This is a genomic window from Streptomyces sp. NPDC005302, from assembly GCF_040607345.1.
Taxonomy (GTDB): Bacteria; Actinomycetota; Actinomycetes; order Streptomycetales; family Streptomycetaceae; genus Streptomyces.
This window is the reverse complement of record NZ_JBEXGN010000002.1, coordinates 155,360-181,165: the sequence shown is the minus strand read 5'-3', so window position 1 is coordinate 181,165 and position 25,806 is coordinate 155,360. Positions and strand designations below refer to the sequence as shown.

Below are 25,806 nucleotides of genomic sequence, written 5' to 3'. Positions count from 1 at the left end.
CGGTCCGGCCCCTTCCAACCGCAATCGAAAGGAACTCCCAGCATGACTCCCCGCGCCCGAACTCGGTCCCGGATCTGCCCCAACTGCGACGGCTTCGCCTCGGCAGCCGTCACCCTCGGCGGCCGCAACCGCCGTGGACACCTGCGGACCATCACCGCCCACTGCCCGGCCTGCCACGGCACCGGCACCACCACCCGCCCCGCCGTGCGCCAGGCGGTGAGCGTCTGATGCCCCGCAACTGGAGCCGAGGAGTCGACCGCATTCCGCCGGACCCGATCGACGGCGACTACGACCGCCTGAAGAAGATCGTCAGGGCACACAACCTGCACGACAAGGACCGGACCGCACAGGCCAAGCGCGCCGGCCGCTCCTCCAACGAGGCGTCCAGCAGCAACGCCAGCACCCCTCAGAAGCGGGGATGGCGCCGTTGAACCTCGCAACGCAGCTCGACCCGGTCACCCTCGGCGATCTACTGAGGGTGGCTTCGGCCGACGACTTCGACCGCTGGCACGAGCAGATCCGCCGTACCGGCGGCTGCGCCGACCCCATCCACCTCACCGGCTGGACCCTCAGCAAGGACAAGACCACCGGCGAGACTCTCCATCACTACTCGACCGAATCCGAGCCCGGCGGACGACTGCGAGTCGCGTGCGGCAACCGCCGGGCCTCCCGCTGCCCCTCCTGCGCCTGGACGTACGCGGGCGATACCTACCACCTGATCCGCGCGGGCCTGGCGGGCGACGACCGCCGCGACATCCCCTCCAGCGTCCGCGATCACCCCAGGGTCTTCGCCACCCTCACAGCCCCGTCCTTCGGCCCCGTCCACAACCGCCCCGACCGAGGCATCTGCCGCTGCGGCACCCACCACCCCGCCGACGACCCCACCCTCGGAACGGCACTCGACCCAGCCACCTACGACTACGCAGGAGCTGTCCTCTTCAACAACCACGCGGGCGACCTCTGGCAGCGCTTCACCACCCGGCTCCGCCGCGAGATCGCCGCCCGCGCCGGCCTCACACGGAGCGAACTGCCCGCCCACGCACGGGTGTCGTACGGCAAAGTCGCCGAGTTCCAGAAGCGCGGCGCCCTGCACTTCCACGCCGTCATCCGCCTCGACGGACCGGACGGACCCGACACCACGCCCCCGTCCTGGGCGAGCGCCGGCCTTCTCACCGACGCGATCCACGCCGCCGCGGCGCACTCCTACACCTCGGTCTCCGTCCCGGCCGTCCAGGACGAACCCGCCCGCACCTTCCGATGGGGAACGCAGCTCGACGTGCGCCCCGTGAAGGCGTTCGGAGACGGCTCCGACATCACCGAACAGGCAGTCGCCTCCTACGTCGCCAAGTACGCCACCAAAGCCGCCGAGAACACCGGCAGCCTCGACCGACGCATCGGCGAACTCTCCGAACTCGACCGCCACCAGATCCCCGACCACACCCGCCGCCTCATCGAAGCGTGCAAGCACCTCGATCCGCTCTACCCCGAACGACGGCTGTGGGCCTGGGCTCACATGCTCGGCTTCCGCGGTCACTTCTCCTCCAAGTCCCGCCGCTACTCCACCACCCTCGGCGAACTCCGCCAGGCCCGAGCCGACTTCCGCGCCGTACAAGAACGCGCCGCCCTCGGCATCGAGGACCGCGAGCCGGACACCGTCCTCGTCCTGGCCGACTGGCAGTACGCCGGCCACGGCCACACCCCCGGCGAATCCGCCCTCGCCGCCACCATCGCCCGCGACCTCCAGCACAACCGCGACACCGCCCGCGAAGCCCTACGCGACCAACTCGCCCCGGAAGGAGCCGCAGCGTGACCACCGCCACCGCTGAGCTGCTGACCGTGCCGGACGTCATGGCACTGCTCAAGCTCGGACGCTCGAAGGTCTACGACCTGATCCGCTCGCACCGCCTGATATCGATCAAGATTGACGGCGCTCGCCGTATCCCCGCCGACGCCGTACGGGACTTCATCCTCGGCCAGATCGAGGAGGCTGCCTGATGGCCGGCCAGCGCAAGCGCAATCCCAACGGCGCGGGCACGATCACCAAGCGCAAGGACGGGCGGTATCAGTGCGCCGTCTACGTCCTCCAACCGGACGGCACTCGGGCCCGCAAGTTCGCCTACGGCAAGACGTGGACCGAGTGCGACACCAAGCGGCGCGAGCTGCTCGCCAAGGTCGACCAGGGCGTGCCCGTGCCCACCCGATCGGCCAAGCTCGCCGAGTGGTTGCCGTACTGGCTGGAGAACGTGATCAAGCCCCGACGGAAGCTCAGCACGTACGACAAGTACGAGGCACACGTCCGGCTCTATCTCGTGCCGCTGCTCGGCTCGAAGCGGCTCGAATCCTTTGGCGTCGCGGACGTCCGACGCTTCCTCATTCGTATGGAGAAGGACACCACTGCGGCAACGGCCAAGGAGTCTCACCGCGTGCTGCGTTCCGCCCTGTCCTCGGCCTGCCGCGAGGAGTTGATCGCGCGCAACGTCGCCAAGCTCGTCGAGCCGCCCCGGACGGACAACAAGGAACTGAGTCCCTGGACGTTGGACGAGACACTGGACTTCCTCGCGGCCTCGCGACGAGATCCGCTCTACGCGGCCTTCGTGCTCGCCATCGCGATGGGCTCCGGCGGGGCGAGATCATTGGACTCCGGTGGTCGGATCTCGACCTGGACAACCGGGTTCTCTACGTCCGGCAGCAGACTCAGCGCCGTCGCGGTGTCCTGTACGACGACGATCCCAAGAGCCGTCGTCGCCGTGTCGTTCCGTTGCCCGCGCTCTGCATCGCCCCGCTCCGCTGGCACCGGATGCGGCAGTCTGCCGCACGCGCCAAAGCGGGGGAGGAGTGGAACGAGTCGGGTTACGTCTTCACCACCCGCACCGGCCGCCAGGTCGAGCCGCGGAACGTCTACCGCTCCTTCACCCGCGTTGCCGAGTCCGCCGGCCTTCGCGTGATCCGACTGCACGACGCTCGGCACGGCACCGCCACCCTGCTCACGGCGGCCGGAGTCGCGCCCCGTGTCGTGATGGAGATCCTGGGCCACTCACAGATCAGCATCACCATGGACGTGTACACGCACGTCGTGCAGGACACCCAGCGCGAAGCCATGAGTCACATGGACCGGCTGTTGAGGAAGCGCCCCGGCCGTCAGTGACCGTGCTCGTTGATGTCAAAACTGGATGTCAAAGGCCCCGGACCATGATCGGTCCGGGGCCTTTTCCCATGTGCCCCCGGCAGGATTCGAACCTGCGACACCCGCTTTAGGAGAGCGGTGCTCTATCCCCTGAGCTACGAAGGCGTGCGGATCGTGTGCGATCCGGTGGCTAGCCTAGCGGATGTGGGCTGGGGGCTGGAAAAGTTCCCGTTCGTGCAGGTCGGCGTTGGTCGGAGCGGGTGGGCGTGGGCCCGTGTCGGTCGGGGTCGGTCGGGTGGGCGTTCGGTCAGGGGGCGGCTCGGGGGTGGGAGAGGGCCGGGCGGATCAGGTGGAGTGCGCGCGTCAGCCACTGGTCTCCCGTCTCACGCGGTCGGTCGCCGAAGTCACGCGGCAGGCCTCCCGCCTCACGCGGGCGGTCTCCCAAGTCACGCGGCAGGTCGCCCGAGTCGTGCTGCCGGTCTTCCGCCTCGCGGAGTCGGTCTCCCGCCTCGCGGAGTCTGTCTCCCGTCTCGTGCTGCCGGTCTCCCGTCTCGCGGAGTCGGTCTCCCAAGTCACGCCGCCGGTCGCCCGAGTCGTGCTGCCCGTCTCCCGCCTCGCGGAGTCCGTCTCCCGTCTCGTGCTGCCGGGCGCCCGGCTCGGGGGAGGGACGGTGGGCCCAGTACGAGGGGGTCGGGCCGCGGTCGGTGATGTGCGGGAGGGTCGTCGTGCCCGTGATGAGGGACAGGAGCAGTGACGCCGCCGTCGGGACGTCGACCTCGCGGAGCAGCGAGCCGTCGGCCTTCGCCCGGCGCAGGGCCCCGTGCAGCGCGCCGAGCCAGTTGAGGTGGACGTGGAGCGCCGGATCGTCCGGGGTGCGGATCTCCTGGGTGAGGCGGGCGCCCGCGCGGACGAGGGCGTCGCTCTCCACGAGCCGTACGACGGTGTGCGTCATCGCGGTGGCGATCTCGAACGCCGGGGTCTCGCGCCGCGCGATCTCCGCGAGCGCCGCCCCCGACACCGCGCAGGCGTCCGCCTGGACCGCCCGCGCCAGGTCGGCCTTCGCGGCGAAGTGGAAGGACAGGGCGCCCTTGGTGACCCGCGCGCGCTCGCTGATCGCCGACAGGGTGGCGCGCTCGTAGCCGGACTGGTCGAACACCGTCGACGCCGCGCCGACGAGGTTGCGCCGGGTTCGTTCGGACCTCTCCTGCCTCACCACGGCTCCTGCCTCACCACGACGCGATCACCCGGGCTTCTGTCGTCCAGCCGGTTCCGTCTGCCGCGGGCGACGCTAGGAATTCCCTTTTGGATCTGTCAACGAGGCCGTCCCCCACCGATCACCTTCACGCCATCGGGTCGCGGGGGCCCGCTAGTTCAGCGGTACCTGCCGGAAGCAGCCCGCGATGCGCAGGTCCTCCTCGACGCGTGTCGCCGTCGCGTGCAGGTCGGGCAGGACATCGCGGACGCACGACTCCGCGGTGCGGCGGGTGCTGTGCATGGCGACGTTCACCGCGGCCACGACCCGTCCCGCGCGGTCCCGCACCGGAACGGCGATCGACCGCAGGCCCTCCTCCAACTCGCCCTCCACCAGCGCGTATCCGGCCTCCCGTACGCGGTCCAGTTCCGCCTTCAGGCGTTCCGGGTCCGTGATGGTGCGCGGGGTCAGCGGGTTCAACTCCGTTGGCAGCGGAGCCTGTCCCTCCGGAAGATCGGCCAGAATCACGCGGCCCAGCGCGGTGGCGTACGCGGGCAGGCGGGTGCCGACGGTGATGTTGACGCTCATGACGCGGCTGGTGGAGACGCGGCCGGTGTACTGGATCTCGTCGCCGGTCAGCACCGCCAGGGACACCGAGTCGTGCAGCTGTTGGGAGAGTTCGGTCAGGTGGGGCGCCGCGATCTCGGGGAGCGTCGTCCGGGAGAGCGGCGGGTAGCCGAGGCCGAGCACGCGCGGGGTGAGCCGGAAGACGCGGTCGTGGGCGGTGACGTATCCGAGGTGTTCCAGCGTGATCAGGGCGCGGCGGGCGGTCGCGCGGGCGAGCCCCGTCGCCTGGGCCACCGCGGTGAGGGTGAGTTCGCCGCGGCCCTCGCCGAACGCGGTGATCACGGTCAGGCCGCGGGCCAGCGACTCGACGAACTCCCGTCCCAGTTCGTGCTTGGAGGCGCTGGTCCAGTCGGCGAGGCCCGAGGGCGTCGGCCTGCCCGGGTCGGCGTGCCCCACGTGATCCGGGAGCGGGGTCGCCCTCTCCAGCGTCAACTCCCTTTCCATGGCGGCCACCGCGGTCCGCAGGCGTGGCAGCAGGGTCTCGCGCAGGTCGGCCGCGCTGTGCCGGCTGGTGTGGCTCACCACGTTCACCACGCAGGCGATCCGGCCCCCCTCGCGCACCGGCATCGAGACGGCGACCAGTCCCGGCTCGATCAGCTGGTCGTCCGACGCCCAGCCCTGCCTGCCGGCCTCGGCCGCCCGCTCCGCGAAGTCGTCGCCGACCGTGGTGAGTCGACTCGGCGAGACGGTGCCGGACACGCCGCTCTCCGCGCGCCGCCCTCCACCGCTCTCCGCGACCGACCCCCCGCCGCCCTCAGCCGACGACCTCCCGGCCCCCTCCGCGTCCGGCCCATCGCGCTCCTCCGCGTACGGCCTGCTGCGGGCCGGTACGGCGGGGAAGCCGCGGTCCTCGGGATCGGTGGCTCGGCGCCGCCGCCAGTGCGCCCACTCCTCCTCGTTCCACTCGGAGGCGAACAGTGATCCCGGGGCGGTGCGTTCGGCGGGGAGCCGGTCGCCGATGCGGAAGCTGAGGGACATCGCGCGTCGCCGGGTCGCCTGGTGGATGAAGCGGATGCCGTCGCGGTCCCCGACGGCGAGGGACACCGACTCGTCCAGCTCGTCGGCGAGCGCGTCGGCGTGCGCCCCGAGCAGGCGGGGGAGCCGCAGGGCCGCGAGATAGGCGTTGCCGAGTTCCATCAGGCGGGGGGTGAGGACGGCGTCGCGGCCGTCGAGGCGTACGTATCCCATGCGCGCGAGGGTCGCCGTGATCCGGTCGACGGTGGACCGGGCGAGGCCGGTGGCGCGTTCCAGGGCGCTCAGGCTGGAGGACCCGTCCGCCGCGGTCAGCCGTCGCAGCACCGCGATCCCCCTGATCAGCGGCGTGACCGCCTCCCCGGGGACACCTGCCTCACCGGGGACACCCGTCGGGGCGTTCGCGGAGACTCCCGCGGGTGCGCCGGGTGCGCTCGCGGAGGGGATCACGGGAGCGGGGTCGCTCTCCGGGACGTCCGCCGAGGCATGCGCCGAGGTGTCCACGGAGCCCTCCGGGGCACCTGCCGACGAGCCGTTCGGCGGCATGGCTCCCGGCCGGGCTGCGGTCGGCGGCGTCGCACGCGGCGGCGTGGCATTCGACGGCGTGGCATTCGATGACATGGGCTCTCCGTTGCGGCTCTCGGAAGAGTCACCGTGTGGCGGGTCTCAGATGAGCCACGGTAGTGCGTGCCCGGCCGACGGGGCAGGTCGGCCGCTCCCGGGCCCGGTGCCGGTCGGTCGCCGACGCCCGTCCCGACGCCCGTCCCGACGGGCGTACGGCAGCTCGTCCGGCCGTCGGTGGTGACGTCAGTGGCGCGTCACGTACACCCGATACTTCCCCTCGGTATCCGCGTCCGCGACCCGGACGGTGAGTCCGGCCTTCGTGTCCTTGAACGTCTCGCCGGGGGAGAAGGGCGCGTCGGAGAGCTCGGCGTGCACGTTCGGGGAGCGGGTGCAGCCGCCGCTGTCGCGGTGCGCGTCGGTCACCGTGACCGGCCCGTTCCCGGTGTCCACGTCCGTGTCGACCTTGTAGACGAGGATGCCGGGGCTGCAGACGGCGGAGTCGTTGCCGGCGCGGGTGCGCAGTTCGAGGACGTAACCGCTCTTGGGGCCGAGGGGGACGACGACGAGCTTGGCGCCGCCGCGCCGCTCCAGCGGGGTCAGCGTGTACTCGGTGGTCCCGGTCCCCGCCGCGCAGCGGATCTGGGAGTCGTCGAGCCAGCCGAGCTTCCACTTGTGCCAGCCCAGGAGGTCGTTGTCGGCCCCCCAGTCCTCGCTCATGATGTCCCAGTGCCCGACGGCCCCGCCGCCGGCCTGCGTGTAGAGGTCGGGCAGGCCGAAGGTGTGGCCGTTTTCGTGCGGCAGGACGCGGTAGCCGGTGTCGGCGTACGACCCGGACCCGTCGTCCTGGCGGCTGTAGACGAAGGACGCGTTGGAGACCGGGACGCCGTCCGCGACCGGCGCCTCGGTGTTGCCGGCGAACGTCACGGACAGCACGGTGTCCAGTGCGGAGGGCCCGGCGTTGGGTGTGACCAGCACGTTCAGGATGTCGTACGAGCGGAAGTCGACCTCGGGGTCGGCCGCGGCCACGATGTCCTGGACCAGTTCGCGGTACCCGGGGTCGAAGGGCGCGCCGCGTTCTATGCCGTAGTCCTTGAACGCCTTGGGCATCCGCAGCCAGTGCCGGACGGGGGCGTCGGGGCGGTAGTCGAGGCGGCCGTAGGAGCCGGTGCGGAACCATTCCTGTGTCTTGGGGAAGAACTCGCCGTACCGGTCGAGCGCGCTGCCCTTGCCGGGCGCGTCGGAGAAGTCGACCATCAGGGTCAGTGCCCGGACCGTACCGGTCGAGCGGGCGTAGCCGGGGGCCGTGGGGATGCCTTCGCCCATCTGGATGCCCGCCGGACCGCTGATCGTGCAGGGGCCCAGGCCCTTGGACCGGGCCAGCGGCACGGAGCCCGCCGTCGCCGAGCCCGCCGTCAGGTGTCCGCTGCCGGCCGAGGTGCTGACGGCCAGCGTCAGGACGGTCACCGTGGCGAGCGCGGCCAGACGGCGCGGGCGTATCCGGCGGCTGGACGGCTGCATACGGGGGCCCTTCGCTCCGCGGCAGCCGCCGGTCTCGGACTGCACCCTTTCGATCACCCTGGGTGGCCGACGCGCCGGGCGCGCGCTGGATGAGCCCGATCGGGTTCATCCCCGGCGCGCTTCGCGACGGTCCGGAGCGAGCTGGTCGGGCTCGGCCCCGGCGACCTTCGCGAGGGTTCGGGGGAGCTGGTCGGGTTCAGCCCCCGGCGAGCTCCTCCAAGGCTTCGGAGCGAGCTGATCCGGTCATCCCTGGCGGGCTTCGGAAGGGTTCGGAGCGGCGGCCCGGTCGGGTTCAGCCCCGGCGACCTGGTCGGGTTCAACCCCGCTGGCCTTCGGCACGGTTCGGAGTGGACCGATGGGGCTTCGGCCCGGCCGGTAGAAGGCCTGCCCCCCGCCCGACAAGCCCCGCGAGAGCGAGAAGCGGGACGAGAGCGGGCCGGAAGCGGGACGAGAGCGGGCCGGAAGCGGGACGGGGGCGGGGGTGGAAGGGCCCGGGAGCGGGCCGGCGGCACGCCACTGGCTGGACCCCGTCCTGTCACGAGGTCTTCCCCGTGACATCCTCGGGCCTTCCCCGGGCCATCTCCGGCCGGGCCTCGAATGGCTCGGAAGCGGGCCTGGAAGCGGGCCCGGGATCCCCCTGCTCCGGGGCCGCGGCGACCCCGGACGGAGATGTGACCCAGGTCACACAATGTTCTTCGCCCGTCGGGAAATAACCGGGGATCGTTTCCCCGTTTAGCTCTACGTCCGAGCGAAGCGGGGACCCAGTCCCCGGATCGCTATCCGACACCGAGATGCTTCGAGGAGTACACCGTGCAGACCGCACCCCCCGTGCAGCGCAAAGTGGCCAGGCCCCGTGCCGATGCCCTGCGCAACCGGGAGCGGATCGTCGCCGCCGCCCGCGAGATGTTCGTCGAGTTCGGGGCCGAGGTGCCCTTCGACGAGATCGCCCGCCGGGCCGGCGTCGGCAACGCCACGGTGTACCGCAACTTCCCCGACCGCGACGCTCTCGCCCGCGAGGTCGTCTGCTCGGTGATGGACCGCACCTCGGAGTGGGTCGAGGAAGCGCTGGCCCGGGGCGGCGACGCCTTCGAGTCGTTGAGCGGCTTCGTTCACTTCGCCGCCGACGAGCGGATCGGCGCCCTGTGCCCGATGCTCGCCGAGGGCTTCGACCAGCACCACCCCGACCTGGTCGCGGCGCGCGACCGGATCACCGACCTGATCGAGCGGCTGATGGCCCGCGCCCGCGAGGCCGGACAGCTGCGCCCCGACGTCGAGCTGGGCGATCTCATGATCGCCGTCAGTCAGCTCACCAGGCCGCTGCCGGGCACCGCGTGCCAGGGCATCGACCGATTCGTGCACCGTCATCTGCAGCTGTTCCTGGACGGAATGCGGGCTCCGGCCCGCTCCGAACTGCCCGGAACGGCCGCCACCGTGGAGGAACTGCGACGAGGCTGCTGACCGCCGGACCCGGCGCGCGACCCGCGACCGTACCCGCTCGGCCCTCGTGACCCGAACCCGCATCTGAAGATCGCCCTCGACCACACAACCGACCGCGCGAAGCCCGCGTCCCCATCACGCGCGACGCGCCTTCGGCACCCGGCAATCGGCACGCGTCGACGAGCCGTCCCGCGCATCCGGCCGTCACCGTCGACGAGCCGTCCCTTTCCACTGGTTTCACTGGATTTTTTCGCTACGAAGTCCCGGAGTGGGTATCCCCATGTCTGAAACAGCAACGACCAAAGCAGTCCCGGACCAGGAGTCCGACGCGCACAGCAATCGCTGGAAAGCGCTCGTCTTCATCGCGCTCGCCCAGCTGATGGTGGTGCTCGACGCGACGATCGTGAACATCGCGCTGCCCTCCGCCCAGCAGGACCTCGGCATCACGGACGGCAACCGGCAGTGGGTCGTCACGGCCTACGCCCTCGCCTTCGGCGGTCTCCTGCTCTTCGGTGGCCGGATCGCCGACATCTGGGGCCGCAAGCGCGCCTTCGTCGTCGGCCTCGTCGGCTTCGCCCTCGCCTCCGCACTCGGCGGCGCGTCCCAGAGCGGCGCGATGATGTTCGGCGCCCGCGCCCTGCAGGGTGTGTTCGGCGCACTGCTCGCGCCCGCCGCCCTCTCGCTGCTCGCCGTCATGTTCACCGACGCCAAGGAGCGCGCCAAGGCGTTCGGCATCTACGGTGCGATCGCGGGTGGCGGTGGCGCCGTCGGCTTCATCCTCGGCGGTGTCCTCACCGAGTACATGAACTGGCGCTGGACCTTCTTCGTCAACATCCCCTTCGCGATCGTCGCGGCCGCGGGCGCGTACTTCGTCATCCGTGAGCCGAAGGGCGGCCGCAACCGTTCGCCGCTCGACATCCCCGGCGTCGTCCTGTCCACCCTCGGACTGGTCTCCCTGGTCTACGGCTTCACCCGCGCCGAGTCCGACGGCTGGAGCGACCCCGTGACGCTCGGCCTGTTCGTGGCCGCCGCCCTGCTGCTGGCCGCGTTCGTCTACACCGAGTCCAAGGTCAAGGCCCCGCTGCTGCCCCTGCGTGTCCTCACCGAGCGCAACCGCGGTGGCGTCTACCTCTCCCTCGGCCTCGCGATCATCGCGATGTTCGGCACGTTCCTCTTCCTGACCTACTACCTGCAGATCGTGAAGGGCTTCTCGCCCATCTCCACCGGCTTCGCCTTCCTGCCGATGGTCGCGGGCATGATCACGGGCTCCACGCAGATCGGTGCCCGCCTGATGACCCGGGTCGCACCGCGTCTGCTGATGGGCCCCGGCTTCCTGGTCGCCGCGGTCGGCATGCTGCTCCTGACGCAGCTGGAGATCGGCTCCTCGTACAGCACCGTGGTGCTGCCGGGCCTGCTGCTCCTCGGCCTCGGCATGGGTACGGCGTTCATGCCGGCCATGTCCCTGGCGACGTACGGCATCGAGCCGCGTGACGCCGGTGTCGCCTCCGCGATGGTCAACACCTCGCAGCAGGTCGGCGGCGCGATCGGTACGGCCCTGCTGAACACGTTCGCCGCCTCGGCGACGACCGCGTACATCACGGACCACATCGCCGGCGCCACGTCGCCCGCGCAGCAGAAGCTGGTGCAGGCGCAGGGTGCCGTCCACGGCTACAGCATCGCGATCTGGCTGGCCGTCGGCATCCTCGTGCTCGCCGCGGGCATCGCCTTCACCCTCATCAACACCGGCCGTCCGGACGCCAACGTGGTCTCCGGCGCGGGCGAGGGCGCGGAGGACGAGCTGAAGGTGCCCGTCATCGCCCACTGACGGCACCGACTCACTCCGGTTCTTCGGGACTTCGCGTACGGACGCGGGGTGGGGACGCCTCGTCCGTACGACTCCGGGGACTGCCCCGGCTCCCAGCACAGGGAGCCGGGGCAGTCCCATGTCCGCGGAGGCGCTCTAGCGCAGCCAGGGCAGGTCCGCCCCCGCGTCCTTCGGCTGGAGCCCCTCGGCGATGATCCGCATGGCCTCGCCGAAGGCCTTCTGCTGGTCGGGGCCGAGGCGGTCGAACAGGGCCTGGCGCACGGCGGACACATGGCCCGGCGCGGTACGCCGCAGCACCTCGTAGCCCTCGTCGGTCAGCACCGCGAACTGACCCCGCTTGTCGGACGGGCAGTCCTCGCGCCGCACCCAGCCGCTCTGCTCCAGCCGGGCGACCGCGTGTGAGAGCCGGGACCGGGTGATCTTCGCGTTCATGGCCAGTTCGGTCATCCGCAGCCGGCGGCGCGGGGCCTCGGCGAGCTGGACGAGCAGGCCGTAGTAGATGTGCGGCATGCCCGCGTCGCGCTGGAGCTGGCGGTCGAGATGGTCCTCGAGGAGGGTCGTGGCGTGCATGTAGGCGCGCCAGATGCGCTGTTCCTCGTCGGTGAGCCAGCGCGGCTCTTCAGCGGGAGCGGATGCCGTGTTCATGTACTCCACTGTACGAGCCCCTTCTTGAAAATTAAACAAACCGGGCGTAGCCTCGTCGAAGAACTTGAGACTTTAAGCAACTGCTTCAAATATCAAGCAACGCGCCGTACGATCGAGCGTGAACCCGCTGGAGGGAGCCGCCATGTCCGCCGCCACCGAGGAGCGCCCCGCACCGGAGCGCATGCCCGCCCTCTACCTGAGCCACGGCGCCCCGCCGCTCGCCGACGACCCGGTCTGGCCCGGTCAGCTCGCCGCCTGGTCCGCGGACCTGCCCCGCCCCAAGGCCATCCTCATGGTCTCCGCCCACTGGGAGGAGGCCCCGCTCGCCCTCGGCGCGACCGAGACGGTCCCGCTCGTCTACGACTTCTGGGGCTTCCCCGAGCACTACTACCAGGTGACCTACGCGGCCCCCGGTGCCCCGCGGCTCGCCGAGTCCGTACGGAAACTGCTGCGCGCGCCCGGCACGCCGGTGCAGGACATCCCGGACCGGGGACTCGACCACGGCGCGTACGTCCCGCTGGTCGAGATGTTCCCCGATGCGGACATCCCGGTGCTGCAGGTCTCCCTGCCGACGCTCGACCCGGTCCGGCTCTTCGAGATCGGACGCAGGCTGGCGCCGCTGCGCGACGAGGGCGTGCTGATCGTCGGCTCCGGCTTCTTCACCCACAACCTCGCGGCGCTGCGGCACACCGGCGGGGGAGTGCCCACCTGGTCGAGCGAGTTCGACGACTGGGGGCACCGCGCGCTGGAGGCCGGTGACGTGGACGCGCTGCTCGACTTCGAGCGCAAGTCCCCGGCGGGCCGTCTCGCCCACCCGCGCACCGAGCACTTCGCCCCGCTCTTCGTCACCATGGGCGCGGCGGACGCCGCCGGTGAACTGGACGGGCAGCGGTCCGTCATCGACGGGTTCTGGCTGGGAATGGCGAAGCGGTCGGTGCAGTTCGGCTGAGTGCGGGGACCGCCCGCAGCGGGGGCGGGCCGGGGTTCAGCGAGCCGCGGTCCCGCCCGGTGTCACGCGGTGAGGTCCTTCTCGTACCAGGCGACGTCCCAGTAGCGGCCGAACTTGCGGCCGACCTCGCGATAGGTGCCCACGTGGTGGAACCCGAAGCGTTCGTGCAGCCGCACGGACGCTTCGTTGGGCGGCACGATCCCGGCGTAGGCCCGGTGCACGTCCTCGGTCGTGAGCGCCGCGAACAGGGCCTCGTAGAGGAGCGTGCCGACGCCACGGCCCCCGGCGTCCGGGGTGACGTACGCGGTGACCTCGACCGAGGTCTCGTACGCGGGCTTCACGCGGAAGGCGCTGGATGTGGCGTACCCCAGAATCGCCTGTGAGTCCGTGTCCGTGGCAACCATCAGGCGGTGCCGTCCGTCTTCAGGGTGGGAGAGCAGCCACGGCCGGCGTTCCTCCGGCGTGAAGGGGACCGTGTCGAACGTGACGGGCGTCTCCCGCACGTAGTGGTTGTAGAGGCCGGTGAGGGCGGCGAGGTCGGCGGCGACTCCTGGTCTGACCTGCACCTCTGTACGTTCCGACGGCATCCGCCCTCCCGTGTGGTGCGACAGGGTACTGCATGATCAGAAAAATCCAGGGGCTCCTTGGGAATTCTGTCCTGATTCCAGTCGTTGTTTCCTTCGGATGCCGGGCACCCGGAATGGTGAACGGAAGTCCATGACCACCCGCAAGCCCACCATCGCAAGGGAGCACGCATGGCAACCCGTGCCGTCGCCCGTCGTAAGTCCGCCACCGGCGAGACCACCGACGCGGCACGCAGTGTTCGCGCCGTTGGCGGCGAGATCGCCGATCGCGACCTGGTCGGCATGTACCTCGACGAGATCGCGCGTACGCCGCTGCTCGACGCCGCCAAGGAAGTCGAGCTGTCCCAGGTCATCGAGGCGGGTGTGTTCGCGCAGCAGATCCTCGACGGCGAGGCGGAGGCCCAGGCGGACGCCTCACGCGAGGAGCTGGAGGCGCTGGTCGCCGACAGCGAGCGCGCGAAGGACGTGTTCATCCGCTCGAACCTCCGGCTGGTCGTGGCCGTGGCGCGCCGGTATCCGCGCAGCGGCCTCCCCCTGCTCGACCTGATCCAGGAGGGGAACGCGGGCCTGGTGCGCGCGGTCGAGAAGTTCGACTACCGCAAGGGCTTCAAGTTCTCCACGTACGCCACCTGGTGGATCCGGCAGGCCATCACCCGTTCCATAGCCGACCAGTCGCGCACGATCCGCCTCCCCGTCCACCTGGTCGAGGAGCTGGGCCGGATCCGTCGCGTGCAGCGCGAGTTCAACCGTGAGAACGGCCGGGAGCCGGAGCACGCGGAGATCGCCGCCGAGCTGGACACGACGCCGGAGCGTGTCGGTGACGTCCTGGACTGGGCCCGCGACCCGGTCTCGCTGAACATGGCGGTGGACGACGAGGGCGAGACCCAGTTCGGCGACCTCCTCGAGGACACCTCGGCCGTGTCCCCCGAGCAGTCGGTCCTCACCCTGCTGCGCAGCGAGGAGCTGGACGACCTGATCGGCCGCCTCGACCAGCGCACGGCCTCGATCATCAAGATGCGGTACGGCATCGACGACGGCCGGGAGCGCACGCTGACCGAGGTCGGCAAGCAGCACGGACTGACCCGCGAGCGGATCCGCCAGATCGAGAAGCACGCTCTGCTCGAGCTGAAGAAGCTGGCGCGCGACACCGGATTCGACGCGGCGGCGTGACCCGTGCGAGGGTGCGGGACGTGTCCGTGACGAGCGGGGCGAGCGACGCGAGTGCGCCGTACGGGTTCACTCGCGGACGGGGTACGAGACCCCGCTCGCCCGGTTCGCGCAGGGGCACGCGTGCCACGTTGGCCACAAGTCGACCAGACATGGCCATGTAAGACCGCTTCAACCTGCTGGGCTCAGGGAACAAGACTTCAGGGCCCAGGGTTCAGGGCTCCGTCCGGGCGGACGTGAGACGCCCCCAAGAACCGAGTCCCGACGCACACCCCCCCCGCGCCGGGACTCTCCCAGAGCCGGGCTCCGGCGCCTTCCCCCCCCTGGCGCCGGGGCCCGGCTCCACTTCTTCGTCCGGTGGTCCCGGCGAGCGAGAGCTTCGAGCCGGGGTCCGTGGGGCCGCGTGGGGTTTTTGGGCACGCTAAGACGGGCCACCCCGGACCTGAACCCCGGGGTGACCCGGATGGCAGATTCTGCCACAGCGGCATAGCCTGCCGTTCGTGAGCGGTAGTGAACATGAGGCAGGCGCCTCGACCGGCCGAGCGGGCTCCGGCACCGCCTTCGACCCCGCCGGGCGCGCGGCCCTGGAAGGCCCCTCGCTCGTCGAGCGGCGCAAGGCGGCCACCCGTATGGAGATCGCCCGGGCCGCCGCGGGTCTTTTCATGCGCAACGGGCTGCGGGCCACCCGCGCCGAGGACATCGCCCGCGCGGCCGGAATCGCACCCCGCACCTTCTACCGGTACTTCGCCGCCAAGGAGGAGTCGCTCGGCCCGCTCTTCGCCGCCGGTGCCCAGCGCTGGGCCGAGGCGGTCCGCGACGCACCGGCCGGCCTGCCCGTTCCCGAGGCGCTCCGGCACGCGGTCGTCTCCACCCTGACCCCGGGCGTCGGCGTCCGGTACGAGTCCCTCGACTGGGTCCGCTCCCTGCTGAGGCTGGCCGAGGCGAACCCGGCCCTGCTCCGGGTCTGGGGCGAGGCGTGCCAGACGGCGGAGCGGACGCTCGCGTCGGTGCTGGCGGCGAGGACGGCGGGGGCGGCAGGGGCGGTGACCGAGGCGGGGACTCCGGGCGAGGGGCCCGGTCCGGTGGCGGCCGAGGGTTCCGTGGTGCCCGGGGTCGCGGCGGTCCCCGATCTCGACGCCGGGCTGCGGTTCACGGCCGCCGTGGCCAGCGCGGCCGTCCGCGTGGCCGTCGAGGCCTGGGCGGCGGGCGACGCCACCTCCGACGGACCGGCGGGCCCCGTCGCCCTCGCGCTGCGCAACCTCGAAGCGCTGGACGGCTTCCCGTGGAGCATGCGAACGGGGTGAGGAGCGGCCTGGGTCCCGTCGCCCTCGCAACCTCGCGGCCCACGGTGGTCACCACGCACACAGACCCCGACACTCTCGGAGTCATCCTGGTCGACACCGAAGCGGCAACCCCGCACGCCGGTCGGCCGGTCCGCCGGTCTACCGGTGGGCCACGGAGCGCAGGCTCGTCACGCCCTCGCGTCCCTCACGTACGGCGTCAGTCCCCGGCGTCGCCCGCCGCGCGGCTGAGGCGCGCGCCCAAGTCTCTTACGTAGTCGCTCAGTTCCCTGGGCTCGTGGACCGTGAACTCGCAGTCGACCATCGCTATCCGCACCGCCAGCCACTCCACGGAGTCGCCGGAGGAGGCGCGGAGCCGGCAGGTGTGCTCGTCGACCGGTTCGGGGGCGCCGAGCCAGGCGGGCAGGCGTGCGGTGACGAAGTCGGCCGGTGCGGCGAAGGTGACGTCGAAGGCGTACGTCTCCTGGCGCCGGTACACCGACTGGCGCAGGTATTCGGCGGCGCTCCCGGTCGGCAGCTCGCGCGGCGTGAACCGGGCGCCGGTCGCGACGGGTTCGGTGACGCGGTCGACGCGGAACGTCCGCCAGTCCTCGCGGTCGAGGTCGTACGCGACGAGGTACCAGCGGCGGCCGGTGGACACCAGCCGGTACGGCTCGGTCAGCCGCCGCGACGCGGTTCCGTCCCCCGAGCGGTAGGCGAACCGCAACCGCTCCCGGCCCGCCACGCTCGACGCCATCACGGTCAGCGTCTCGGGCGCGATGCTCGCGCCGTCCCCGCTGGTCAGCGGTGTCGTCGCGGCCTGGAGTGTGGACACGCGGTGCCGCAGCCGGGACGGCAGGACCTGCTCCAGCTTGGCGAGCGCCCGTACGGACGCCTCGTCCACGCCCTCGACCGCGTGACCGGCACCGGCCCGCAGGCCCACCGCGATCGCCACCGCCTCCTCGTCGTCGAGGACGAGCGGCGGCATCGCCTTGCCCGCGACCAGCCGGTATCCGCCGTCGGCGCCCTTGCTCGCCTGCACCGGATAGCCCAGCTCGCGCAGCCGGTCGATGTCGCGGCGGACCGTGCGCCGGGACACCCCGAGCCGCTCGGACAGCTCGCCGCCGGGCCATTCGCGGGGCGTCTGGAGGAGGGAGAGGAGCTGGAGGAGTCGCGCCGGGGTGTCCGTCGTCATGCCCTCCAGGGTGCCGCACCACTAGGACACGATCTGACCTAATGGGGCACTAGCTTGACCGCATGACCTCCACCACCGAGTCCTCTGCGACAGAGACCTCCGATCTTCCCGGCGGGCCGGCCGCCGGCAGCGCGGCCGACCGCCGCCGCTGGTTCGCCCTCGCCATCGTGATGACCGCCGCCTTCATGGACCTGGTCGACGTCACGATCGTCAACATCGCGATCCCGTCGATTCAGCGGAACGAGCACGCCACGTTCAGCCAGATCCAGTGGATCACCGCCGGATACGCGCTGGCCTTCGCGGCGGGACTCATCACCGGTGGGCGACTCGGTGACATCCACGGCCGCAAGCGGCTCTTCCTCCTCGGCATAGCGGGCTTCACCGTCGCGTCCGCGCTGTGCGGCTTCGCGGCGAACCCGGAGATGCTCGTCGCCTCGCGCATCCTGCAGGGCGCCATGGCCGCGATGATGGTGCCCCAGGTGCTGTCGATCGTGCACGCCACCTTCCCCGCGCACGAACGCGGCAAGGTCTTCGGCCTGTTCGGCGCGATCGTCGGACTCGGCGCCGTCTCCGGCCCGCTGCTCGGCGCCCTGCTCACCGAGTGGAACCTCTTCGGTCTGGAGTGGCGGCCGATCTTCCTCATCAACCTGCCCGTCGGCGTCGTCGCGCTGATCCTCGGCCGCCGCTTCATCAGCGAGTCCAAGGCCCCGCGCGCCCTCAAGCTCGACCTGGTCGGCGTCGCCCTCGTCACCCTCGGCCTGCTGATGCTGCTCTACCCGCTGACCCGCGGCCGTGAGCTGGGCTGGCCGCTGTGGGGGTACCTGTCGATGGCCGGCTCCGCCGTCGTGTTCGCTGTGCTCGTCGCGTACGAGAAGCGGAAGGCGGCGCGGGACGGTTCGCCGCTCGTCGAGCTGTCGCTGTTCAAGGTGAAGAGCTTCGCGGCGGGCATCGCCGTGCAGACCGTCTTCGGTATCGCGCTCGGCATCTTCTTCCTGGTCTGGACGCTCTACATGCAGGTCGGCCTGGGCTGGACCGCGCTGCGGGCCGGGCTCACCGGAGTGCCGTTCTCGATCGCGGTCTCGGCGGCGGCGGGCATGTCCGTGCAGCTGCTGGTCCCGCGCTTCGGACGCAAGGTGCTCCAGGCGGGCGCCCTGCTCATGACGCTCGGAGTCCTGCTCTACATCTGGGAGTCCGACCGGTACGGCATGGACATCGCCCCCTGGCAGATGGCCCTTCCGCTGGTGGTCATGGGCGCGGGCATGGGCTTCATCGTCGCCCCGCTGACGGACGCCGTGCTCTCGGACGTCCCCCGGGAGCACGCGGGCTCGGCGTCGGGCCTGATCAACACCGTGCAGCAGATGGGCAACGCGCTCGGCCTCGGCCTGGTGTCGGTCGTCTTCTTCGGCGAGATCGGCGACCGTCTGACCGCCGACCAGGTGGGCCCCGCCTTCGCGAACGCCTTCCAGCACGCGCTGGGCTGGGTCGCCGCGGTCCTGGTCCTCATCTTCCTGGTGATGTTCGCGCTGCCCAGGAAGCCCGCCCAGCACGTGGAGGGCGTGGAGGACGAGGTCGTGACGGGAGAGGCCGACCCGAAGCAGCCGGAACTCGTCGGCTGAGAGGGCTGAGCGGCGCGAAGGCTAAGTGACCGAGAAGGCTGAGCGGCCTGAGAAGGCCCAGCGGGCTGAGTCTCGCGTCGACCGGTCGAAGGGGCCCGGCACTTCAGGTGCCGGGCCCCTTCGGGTTCCTCTTCCGCGAACTCCGGCCGCCCACGACCCGCTGCCGTCCGACGATCTCGGCCGCCCGCGAACCCCGGCGTCCGGTGAGCCCGGCCGCTCGCCCCCCGAGCCCCTCGATGTCCGTTCATGCCCGAACCGGCCCCGAACCTGTTTACTTCGCGGACATTCGCGCGTAGCCTCCGTCTGAATCCACAGGTTCGGACATCAGGCGGAGGCGAACGGACATGTACGCACCGGAGCGGCAGCAGGAGATCCTGCGGCTCGCCCGTGACGGCGGCCGGGTGGACGTCCTGTCGCTGGCCGACACGTTCCAGGTCACCGCGGAGACCATCCGACGGGATCTGAAGGCGCTGGACCGCGCCGGACTGGTGCGCCGGGTGCACGGTGGCGCGATCCCCGCGGGCCGCCTGGACTTCGAGCCCGACCTCGCCGAGCGCGAGTCGACCGCCGCCGACGAGAAGGACCGTATCGCCGAGGCCGCGATCGCCGAACTGCCGCACGACGGCACGGTGATCCTGGACGCCGGCTCCACGGTCGCCCGGCTCGCCGCGTCCCTCCCGCTGGAGGCCACGCTCACCGTCGTCACCCACAGCCTTCCGATCGCGGCCCGCCTCGCCGACCACCCCGGCGTCCAGCTCCACCTCGTCGGCGGACGGGTCCGCACCCGGACGCGTGCCGCGGTGGACGCCTGGGCGCTGCGCGCGTACGCCGAGATCCGCGCCGACGTCGTCTTCGTCGCCGCCAACGGCTTCTCGGCCTCCGGCGGACTGACCACACCCGACCTCGCGGAGGCGGCCGTCAAGCGCGCCGCCCTGCACGCGGCACGCCGGGTCGTCCTGCTCGCGGACTCCTCCAAGAGCGGCCAGGAGCACTTCGCGCGCTTCGGCGACCTCGGCGAGGTGGACCTGCTGATCACCGATCGCGGGCTCGACCCCGAGGACGCCTCCGCCGTCGAGGGCGGAGGCACCGAAGTGCTCCGCGTCTAGGGGCTGTCGCCGGACCCCACGGAGCGCGGCACGTCGTGCCGAGAGCCGAGAGCCACGCGCCGAGAGACGAGAACCACGTGCCGAGAGACGAGAGCGCATGATCCTCACCGTCACCCCCAACCCCTCGCTGGACCGTACGTACGAGGTTCCCGCGCTCGACCGCGGCGAGGTCATCCGGGCCACCGGGGAACGCGTGGACCCCGGCGGCAAGGGCGTGAACGTCTCGCGAGCGGTCGCCGCCGCCGGGCGGCACACGGTCGCCGTCCTGCCCCTCGGGGGCGCCCCCGGCGCGCTCGTCGCCGAACTCCTCGCCGCCCAGGGCATCGAGGTCGCCCCGGTCCCGGTCGCCGGGGCCACCCGCTCGAACATCTCGGTCGCCGAGCCGGACGGCACCCTGACGAAGATCAACGCGCCCGGCCCCGACCTCTGCGCCGCCGAGGCCGAACTCCTGCTGGAGACCGTCCGCCGCGTCTACCGCCCCGCCGACACCGGCTGGATCACCTGCTGCGGCAGCCTGCCCCGCGGACTCGCCCCCTCCTGGTACGCCGAACTCGTCGCCCGGGCCCACACGGCGGGCGCCCGGATCGCGCTGGACACCTCCGGTCCGGCGCTCCTCGCGGCGCTGCGCGAGCGGCCCGACGTGGTGAAGCCCAACGCCGAGGAACTCGCCGCGGCGGTCGCCCGTCCCCTCGCCACGGTGGGCGACGCGGTGAAGGCGGCCGAGGAACTGCGCGCGATGGGCGCGCGCGCCGTGCTCGCGAGCCTGGGCGCCGACGGGCAGGTGCTCGTCGACGGCGCCGGCACGTGGTTCGGCAGCGCCCGCGTCGACACCGTACGCAGCAACGTGGGCGCCGGTGACGCCTCGCTCGCCGGGTTCCTGATCGCCGGGGGCAGCGGGCCGTCGGCCCTCGCCTCGGCGGTCGCGCACGGCGCCGCCGCCGTCCAGCTCCCCGGCAGCGTGATGCCGGGTCCCGACGACCTCGCCCCGGACACCGTGACCGTCACGACGGAGGTCCCGGAGTCCCGCCCCCTGACGGAGCCGGTGGCATGACCGGCCCCGCCCCCGCCGAACCGAGCACCCCCGTCCCCGACCCCGTCCCCCCTTTCGTCGCCGTCCCCACTTCCGTCCCCGTCCCCACTTCCGTTCCCGCCCATGACTCCCCCCGGGCGATACGCGAGCGAAGGAGCCCGCGATGAGCGAGATGATCACCGCGGACCTGGTCGATCTCGACCTGTCCGCCGACACCAAGGAGGCGGCGGCGCGTGCCCTCGCCGAGCGCATGGCGGCCCTGGGCCGGGTCACCGACCTGGACGGCTTCCTCGCCGACGTGGCCGCCCGCGAGGCCCAGATGCCGACCGGCCTGGACGGCGGCATCGGCATCCCGCACTGCCGCAGCGAACACGTCACGGAACCGACGCTCGCCTTCGGACGCAAGGCCGCGGGGATCGACTTCGGCGCACCCGACGGCCCCGCCGACCTGATCTTCCTGATCGCCGCTCCGGCGGGCGCGGACGACGCCCACCTCACCATCCTGTCGGCGCTCGCCCGGCAGTTGACGAACGCCGAGTTCACCACCGCGCTGCGTGCGGTGGACGACACGCGGACCGCGGCGGCGCTCATCCGCGGCGACCGGTCCGCGGCGCCCGAGGACGCCCCCGCACCCGCCGGGAACGCCGAGCCGCCGACGGCCTCCACGCCCTCCGTGCCCTCGACGGCCTCCGCCGAGGGCGCCGCTGCCGCCGACGCGGCCCCGGCGCCGGACGCGACCACCGAGGACGGATCCGCCCCGGCGCCGGGCGACACCGCCGCTCCGGAAGGCCGCCCGTTCCGTGTCGTCGCCGTCACCTCCTGCCCCACCGGCATCGCGCACACCTACATGGCGGCCGAGTCCCTGGAGAACGCGGGCCGCGAGGCCGGGGTCGAACTCGTCGTGGAGACACAGGGATCCGCCGGCTTCACCCGCCTCGACCCGGCGGTGATCGCGGCGGCGGACGGCGTGATCCTCGCGCACGACGTGCCCGTACGGGAGAAGGAGCGCTTCGCCGGGAAGCCGACCGTCGACGTCGGTGTGAAGGCGGGCATCAACCGGGCCGCCGAACTCGTCGCCGAGGTGCGGGAGAAGGCCGCCCGCGGCGAGGTGACCGCCGGACCGGCCTCCGCCGGATCGTCCCCCGGCACGCCCGTCGAGCGCACCGGTGAAGCCGGCGAGGGCTACGGCACCCGGCTCCGCACCTGGCTGATGTCCGGGGTGAGTTACATGGTCCCGTTCGTCGCCGCGGGCGGTCTGCTCATCGCCCTCGGCTTCGCGATCGGCGGCTGGCAGGTCAACAAGGCACCCTCCGTCATGGACCACTTCGTGTGGACCCAGGCGGACAGCTGGGGTGCGCTGCTGTTCCAGATCGGCGGCGTCGCCTTCAACTTCCTGATCCCGGTCCTGGCCGGCTACATCGCCTTCGGCATGGCGGACCGGCCCGGCCTCGTCCCCGGCTTCGTCGGCGGCTCGATCGCCCTCACCATCAACGCGGGCTTCCTCGGCGGCCTCGCGGCGGGCCTGATCGCCGGTGGCGTGGTGATGGCGATCCAGAAGGTCCGCATCCCGGCGGCGGTGCGCGGCATCATGCCGGTGGTGGTGATCCCGCTGATCTCCTCGGCGGTCGTCGGGTTCCTGATGTTCGTGGTGATCGGCAAGCCCATCGCGTCCGCCCAGAAGGGCATGACCGACTGGCTGAACGGCCTCACCGGCACGAACGCCGTCCTGCTCGGCGCCCTGCTCGGCCTGATGATGTGCTTCGACCTCGGCGGCCCGGTCAACAAGGTCGCCTACACCTTCGCCACCGCCGGGATCGCCGTCACGAACCCCGGCGACTCGGCGATGAAGATCATGGCGGCCGTGATGGCGGCGGGCATGGTCCCGCCGCTGGCGATGGCCCTCGCGACGACCGTGCGCGCCAGGCTCTTCACTCCGGCCGAGCGCGAGAACGGCAAGGCCGCCTGGGTCCTGGGCGCCTCCTTCATCACCGAGGGCGCGATCCCCTTCGCCGCCGCCGACCCGCTGCGCGTCATCCCCTCCGCGATGGCGGGCGGCGCTGTCACCGGTGCCCTGTCGATGACGTTCGGCGCCACGCTGCGCGCCCCGCACGGCGGCATCTTCGTGGTTCCGCTGATCGGCAACCCGTTCCTCTACCTGATCGCCATCGCCGCCGGCGTCGGCGTCACCACCGCGCTGGTCGTCGTCCTGAAGGGCCTGCGCAAACAGTCCCCGGCGGGCACCGGCGCCGAAAGCACCGGCACCAGCGCGGCGTCCCCGACCGGTTCGAAGGAGCCGGTCGCGGCCTGAACCGCCCGTCACCGTGCCCCTTTGGGGCAGCTGTGAGGCGTTCACCGCTTCTGCGAGATGCGTCACGGTCCGGGCCCAAAGTCCCGGACCGTGGTGTCTACTGGGGCGCATGCCCGAGCACGTGTCGATCCTCCAGCTGACCGGCGTGGCGTTCCTCGCGCTGGCGACCGCCGTCTGGGTCGTCGGCCTGGCCCGCCTGCTGCGCGGCGGGCCTTCCGGCGCCGTGACGCCGCATCCCGGCGAAGCACTCCGGGCCCTGCCCGGTCAGCGCCGCTCCGGCCCCGACTCGGAATCCGTGGAACTGACTCCCGAGGAACGTGCCGCATTCGCGCGCCTGGTACGGCAGTTCAGCGACAGCCGGCCATAGGGCGACGAGTCCGCAGGTCCGTAGGTCCTCGGGGTCGCGCGGCCGGTCAGCCGAGTCGGGCCGCGCGCCGCTCCATGGCGTCCCGCGCCGCGTCCTCCGTCGCGTACACCTCGCACATGTGCCGGCGGTCCGGCGTCGCGGTGTGCTCGACCTCCCACAGGGAGATCTCCTGCCCGTCCCGCAGCAGGAACGCGTGCTCGTACAGCGAGAAGGACAGCCCCGCCTGTCCGGTGCGTCCGGGGCGGCCGAAGGCCTGGGTGATCTGGTGCGCGAACGCCTCGCGCAGCAGCAGCGCCGACAGCTCGGCGTCCGGCCCGTCCGCGTTCTCCGCGCGCCGCAGGAGCCGGCGCGCGTGATCCGCGGAGGCGTCGGGCACGTACGTGTGCCGCGGCTCCGGAATCGACGACAACTGCACGAACGCGGGCAGTTCGAAGTCCGGCGCGTCCGGCGGGAGAGCGAGCCGGGCCGTGGCCGCCCGCACCTCTTCCTCGTCGATGTACACCTCGTGCTGTGCGTCGCGGCCGACCGCCGTGTTGTGCACGAGCTCCCACAGCGTGACGGCCGAGCCGTCGGAGAGCAGCCACGTGTGCCGGTACGTCTCCCGGTGCAGTCCGGCGCTGTGGTGCGCGGAGTGCAACGAGCTGTCGTGCGCCAGCGCGCAGTCGAGAAGCCGTATCGTCTCGTCGGGCAGCTCGAACGAGTTCAGGGCGCGGCCCAGAAGCCTTTCGAGATGCTCCTCCGGAGACTCGGGCGACTCGGGTGGTTCGTACGCTGCTGTCTCGTACGGAACGCTCAAGGTTTCTCCCGGCGTTGCTGCATGTCACCTTGTGGGTGCATACCGTAGCCCCTCGGTCGGACATCATGTCCGCGAACCGAGAAAACGTACGGACGGAAAACGGGCGGGCCGCGCGGGGAGTTCCCGCATGACCCGCCCGGCACTCAAAAGGCCCTCGTCAGACGGCACTTCCGGCGGTCCAGGCACTCCACGACATGTTCCAGCCGTTGAGCCCGTTGTCCGGTGCGACCGTCTTGTCGGGGGAGTTCCTGACCGTCACGACGTCCCCGACGAGCGAGTTGTCGAAGAACCACTTGGCGGGGGTGGCGCCCTGCGTGCCCTGCTCGTCGGCGAGACCGACACAGCCGTGACTGGTGCCCTGCCGGCCGAAGGGCGCGTCCCCGCGGCTGTACCAGTAGTTGCCGTGGATGAACGTCCCGGACGACGTCAGACGCATCGCGTGCGGCACGTCGGGGATGTCGTACTCGCCGCCGTACCCGACCGTCGAACCGTTCATCCGCGTCCGCGCGAACTTCTCCGAGATCACCATCTGCCCGTTGTACGTGGTGTGCTCGGGGCTGCCCGCCGAGATCGGCACGCTCTTGAGGGTCTTTCCGTCCCGCACGACCGTCATCGTCTGGGTGTTCACGTCGACCGTGGAGACCTGGGAGCGGCCGACGGTGAAGGTGACGGTCTTCTTCTGCACCCCGTAGACGCCGTTGGCGCCCTCGACCCCGTCAAGGTCGATCTTCATGCTGACCTTGGAGCCGGCCTTCCAGTACTCCTCGGGCCGGAAGTCGAGGCGCTGTGCCCCGAACCAGTGGCCCACGACCCGCTGGCTGCTGCTGGAAGTCACCTCGATGTGCGACTGGACGGTCTTCTTGTCGCCGATCGCCTTGTCGAAGGTGAACGACACCGGCATGCCGACCCCGACCGTGGCCCCGTCGTCCGGCGTGTACGTGCCGATGAAGCTGTTGCCCGAAGAGACCGTGGTGAAGATCGAGTTGGCCGCCGCGGTCCGCCCCTCCGCGTCCTTCGCCGTCGCCGAGATCTGGTACTTCGTGCCCCGCTCCAACTGCCCCTTCGGCTTCCAGGAGCCGCCGTTCGCCGCGACCGCCCCCGGTACGGCCGTCCCGCTCCCGGCGACCGTCATCTTCACGTCGGTCAGCCTGCCGTGGCTCACCTTCACGCCCGTCGCGTTGATGGACGCGCTCGTCGAGCCGTCCTTGGCCGAGATGACGATCCGGGCCGTGGACGTCCGGGCGGAGTTCTCGCCGCCCTTGCCGTCGTTTCCACCCGTGGTGTCGGCGCTGGCGTCGCCGCCGCAGGCGGTGAGGGTGAGGGCGCCGATCATCAGGGCGGCACAGGCCCCCAGTGCGCGCGCTGTCCTGTTCGGCGTTGTCACGGCTGCTCCCCGTTGTCGTCGTCTGCGGCGTCCGCTGCGGTACGGGGTGAAAGAGCGAGCGGCGCCGTGAGGGGTTCCCGTCGGCTCGGGCCGGGGACCGTCACGTGACAGAACCAGGAC

The 25,806-nt window shown here is 71.6% G+C and carries 22 protein-coding genes, 1 tRNA gene and 1 pseudogene; 15 read left to right on the top strand and 9 right to left on the bottom strand.

Annotated elements, in window-relative coordinates; all coding sequences use genetic code 11:
- Nucleotides 1-42 precede the first annotated feature (42 nt).
- The 5 genes and pseudogenes from ABZT74_RS03185 to ABZT74_RS03165 all read left to right on the top strand — a co-directional run bounded on the left by ABZT74_RS03185 (nucleotide 43) and on the right by ABZT74_RS03165 (nucleotide 3,145).
- Complete coding sequence (locus ABZT74_RS03185) at nucleotides 43-228, top strand: hypothetical protein (RefSeq protein ID WP_356433187.1); 186 nt, start codon at nucleotides 43-45, stop codon at nucleotides 226-228.
- Nucleotides 228-431: a hypothetical protein gene (locus ABZT74_RS03180; RefSeq protein ID WP_356433185.1), complete on the top strand. Its 204-nt coding sequence runs from the start codon at nucleotides 228-230 to the stop codon at nucleotides 429-431. The genes ABZT74_RS03185 and ABZT74_RS03180 overlap by 1 nt, the downstream gene beginning before the upstream one ends.
- Entirely contained in the window at nucleotides 428-1,810 is a 1,383-nt protein-coding gene (gene repSA, locus ABZT74_RS03175) for a replication initiator protein RepSA (RefSeq protein WP_356433183.1), read from the top strand. Before ABZT74_RS03180 ends, repSA begins: the two co-directional genes overlap by 4 nt.
- On the top strand, nucleotides 1,807-1,995 hold the full coding sequence (locus ABZT74_RS03170) for a helix-turn-helix domain-containing protein (RefSeq protein ID WP_356433181.1): 189 nt from the start codon (nucleotides 1,807-1,809) through the stop codon (nucleotides 1,993-1,995). The genes repSA and ABZT74_RS03170 overlap by 4 nt, the downstream gene beginning before the upstream one ends.
- Nucleotides 1,995-3,145, top strand: a pseudogene (locus tag ABZT74_RS03165) (site-specific integrase). The gene ABZT74_RS03170 and the pseudogene ABZT74_RS03165 overlap by 1 nt, the downstream one beginning before the upstream one ends.
- Before the next feature lie 71 nt (nucleotides 3,146-3,216).
- Here ABZT74_RS03165 and ABZT74_RS03160 read toward each other — a convergent pair.
- The 4 genes from ABZT74_RS03160 to ABZT74_RS03145 form a co-directional block, all read right to left on the bottom strand.
- A tRNA-Arg gene (locus tag ABZT74_RS03160) sits at nucleotides 3,217-3,289 on the bottom strand.
- A gap of 142 nt (nucleotides 3,290-3,431) precedes the next feature.
- On the bottom strand, nucleotides 3,432-4,337 hold the full coding sequence (locus ABZT74_RS03155; RefSeq protein WP_356433178.1) for a ScbR family autoregulator-binding transcription factor: 906 nt from the start codon (nucleotides 4,335-4,337) through the stop codon (nucleotides 3,432-3,434).
- 153 nt (nucleotides 4,338-4,490) lie between these two features.
- Nucleotides 4,491-6,536 (bottom strand): IclR family transcriptional regulator C-terminal domain-containing protein, encoded by a 2,046-nt coding sequence (locus ABZT74_RS03150; protein ID WP_356433176.1) that lies wholly within the window; start codon nucleotides 6,534-6,536, stop codon nucleotides 4,491-4,493.
- A gap of 186 nt (nucleotides 6,537-6,722) precedes the next feature.
- Nucleotides 6,723-7,997 carry a M6 family metalloprotease domain-containing protein gene (locus ABZT74_RS03145; RefSeq protein ID WP_355883007.1) on the bottom strand — a complete coding sequence of 425 codons (1,275 nt, stop codon included), beginning with the start codon at nucleotides 7,995-7,997 and terminating at the stop codon, nucleotides 6,723-6,725.
- A gap of 810 nt (nucleotides 7,998-8,807) precedes the next feature.
- Here ABZT74_RS03145 and ABZT74_RS03140 point away from each other — a divergent pair.
- Both ABZT74_RS03140 and ABZT74_RS03135 read left to right on the top strand, forming a co-directional pair.
- Nucleotides 8,808-9,455, top strand: a complete 648-nt coding sequence (locus tag ABZT74_RS03140) for a TetR/AcrR family transcriptional regulator (protein ID WP_356166947.1) — start codon at nucleotides 8,808-8,810, stop codon at nucleotides 9,453-9,455.
- Nucleotides 9,456-9,714: 259 nt separating this feature from the next.
- A complete protein-coding gene (locus tag ABZT74_RS03135) occupies nucleotides 9,715-11,259 on the top strand; it encodes an MFS transporter (RefSeq protein ID WP_356433174.1) in 1,545 nt (514 codons plus the stop codon).
- Between the two features lie 135 nt (nucleotides 11,260-11,394).
- Here the strand turns inward: ABZT74_RS03135 and ABZT74_RS03130 are convergent, their stop codons facing one another.
- Nucleotides 11,395-11,904 carry a MarR family transcriptional regulator gene (locus ABZT74_RS03130; protein ID WP_356433172.1) on the bottom strand — a complete coding sequence of 170 codons (510 nt, stop codon included), beginning with the start codon at nucleotides 11,902-11,904 and terminating at the stop codon, nucleotides 11,395-11,397.
- 142 nt (nucleotides 11,905-12,046) lie between these two features.
- Here ABZT74_RS03130 and ABZT74_RS03125 point away from each other — a divergent pair, with 142 nt between their 5' ends.
- Nucleotides 12,047-12,853 carry a class III extradiol ring-cleavage dioxygenase gene (locus tag ABZT74_RS03125; RefSeq protein ID WP_356433170.1) on the top strand — a complete coding sequence of 269 codons (807 nt, stop codon included), beginning with the start codon at nucleotides 12,047-12,049 and terminating at the stop codon, nucleotides 12,851-12,853.
- 62 nt (nucleotides 12,854-12,915) lie between these two features.
- On the opposite strand, the gene ABZT74_RS03120 is transcribed toward ABZT74_RS03125, so the two are convergent.
- Nucleotides 12,916-13,440, bottom strand: a complete 525-nt coding sequence (locus tag ABZT74_RS03120) for an N-acetyltransferase family protein (RefSeq protein WP_356433168.1) — start codon at nucleotides 13,438-13,440, stop codon at nucleotides 12,916-12,918.
- A 168-nt stretch (nucleotides 13,441-13,608) separates the two neighbouring features.
- Between ABZT74_RS03120 and ABZT74_RS03115 the strand changes: the two genes are divergently transcribed.
- Nucleotides 13,609-14,607 carry a sigma-70 family RNA polymerase sigma factor gene (locus ABZT74_RS03115; RefSeq protein ID WP_355882989.1) on the top strand — a complete coding sequence of 333 codons (999 nt, stop codon included), beginning with the start codon at nucleotides 13,609-13,611 and terminating at the stop codon, nucleotides 14,605-14,607.
- Between the two features lie 626 nt (nucleotides 14,608-15,233).
- Complete coding sequence (locus tag ABZT74_RS03110) at nucleotides 15,234-15,908, top strand: TetR family transcriptional regulator (protein WP_356433381.1); 675 nt, start codon at nucleotides 15,234-15,236, stop codon at nucleotides 15,906-15,908.
- A 196-nt stretch (nucleotides 15,909-16,104) separates the two neighbouring features.
- On the opposite strand, the gene ABZT74_RS03105 is transcribed toward ABZT74_RS03110, so the two are convergent.
- Entirely contained in the window at nucleotides 16,105-17,079 is a 975-nt protein-coding gene (locus ABZT74_RS03105) for a YafY family protein (protein ID WP_356433166.1), read from the bottom strand.
- Nucleotides 17,080-17,141: 62 nt separating this feature from the next.
- Here ABZT74_RS03105 and ABZT74_RS03100 point away from each other — a divergent pair, with 62 nt between their 5' ends.
- From ABZT74_RS03100 to ABZT74_RS03080, 5 genes are all read left to right on the top strand, one after another.
- On the top strand, nucleotides 17,142-18,695 hold the full coding sequence (locus ABZT74_RS03100) for an MFS transporter (RefSeq protein WP_356433164.1): 1,554 nt from the start codon (nucleotides 17,142-17,144) through the stop codon (nucleotides 18,693-18,695).
- A 344-nt stretch (nucleotides 18,696-19,039) separates the two neighbouring features.
- Nucleotides 19,040-19,801, top strand: coding sequence for a DeoR/GlpR family DNA-binding transcription regulator (locus ABZT74_RS03095; protein ID WP_355882981.1), 762 nt, complete (start codon nucleotides 19,040-19,042; stop codon nucleotides 19,799-19,801).
- Nucleotides 19,802-19,898: 97 nt separating this feature from the next.
- Nucleotides 19,899-20,852, top strand: coding sequence for a 1-phosphofructokinase (gene pfkB, locus ABZT74_RS03090; RefSeq protein WP_356433162.1), 954 nt, complete (start codon nucleotides 19,899-19,901; stop codon nucleotides 20,850-20,852).
- Between the two features lie 142 nt (nucleotides 20,853-20,994).
- Complete coding sequence (locus ABZT74_RS03085) at nucleotides 20,995-23,139, top strand: fructose-specific PTS transporter subunit EIIC (protein ID WP_356433160.1); 2,145 nt, start codon at nucleotides 20,995-20,997, stop codon at nucleotides 23,137-23,139.
- Nucleotides 23,140-23,248: 109 nt separating this feature from the next.
- Nucleotides 23,249-23,506: a hypothetical protein gene (locus ABZT74_RS03080; protein ID WP_355882973.1), complete on the top strand. Its 258-nt coding sequence runs from the start codon at nucleotides 23,249-23,251 to the stop codon at nucleotides 23,504-23,506.
- A 46-nt stretch (nucleotides 23,507-23,552) separates the two neighbouring features.
- On the opposite strand, the gene ABZT74_RS03075 is transcribed toward ABZT74_RS03080, so the two are convergent.
- Both ABZT74_RS03075 and ABZT74_RS03070 read right to left on the bottom strand, forming a co-directional pair.
- Nucleotides 23,553-24,302 (bottom strand): DUF6227 family protein, encoded by a 750-nt coding sequence (locus ABZT74_RS03075; RefSeq protein WP_355882971.1) that lies wholly within the window; start codon nucleotides 24,300-24,302, stop codon nucleotides 23,553-23,555.
- 157 nt (nucleotides 24,303-24,459) lie between these two features.
- Nucleotides 24,460-25,686, bottom strand: a complete 1,227-nt coding sequence (locus ABZT74_RS03070) for an Ig-like domain-containing protein (protein ID WP_356433158.1) — start codon at nucleotides 25,684-25,686, stop codon at nucleotides 24,460-24,462.
- Between the last annotated feature and the right edge of the window lie 120 nt (nucleotides 25,687-25,806).